Source organism: Pseudodesulfovibrio sp. JC047 (assembly GCF_010468615.1).
GTDB lineage: Bacteria > Desulfobacterota > Desulfovibrionia > Desulfovibrionales > Desulfovibrionaceae > Pseudodesulfovibrio.
Genome location: NZ_WUEH01000087.1, coordinates 1 through 427, shown reverse-complemented (window position 1 = coordinate 427; position 427 = coordinate 1). Strand labels below are relative to the sequence as shown.

The following is a 427-nucleotide window of genomic DNA, read 5'->3' as shown; positions in this document are numbered from 1 at the left end:
GGCGGAAGTTCCGCTGGTGATCCCCTGGCCAGTTGGGGCAACAAACAGTTTGAATGTCAGATGTCACGGATTGCCCCGGCCCACACCTTGTTAATCTTTGCCTACGGAGAGGACTGATGAAACGAATTGATAACGCAACAGCAACCGAGAACAATCGGTTCACCGAAGGTAATCCGGCTCAAGGGATTCCAGCCACAGTGGTCGATGCCAAATGGTTGAACTCGGTACAGGATGAAATCATGAAGGTGATCGAAGCTGCCGGGCTGGAACCATCCGGAGCCGAATTGACACAGCTCTATGATGCCATTGTCTCCATGATCCCGACGGATTTAACCCCGCCGGATGCCGCCACCGCCGTCAAGGGAATTCTTAAATTAGCAACGCCGTGTGAAATACAATCAGGGACAAATGACACTAAAGCAGTCAC

1 pseudogene is annotated in these 427 nt (G+C 52.0%); it reads left to right on the top strand.

The features are described from left to right. Positions 1-116: 116 nt before the first annotated feature. Positions 117-427, top strand: a pseudogene (locus GO013_RS16765) (phage tail protein); the annotation flags it as partial.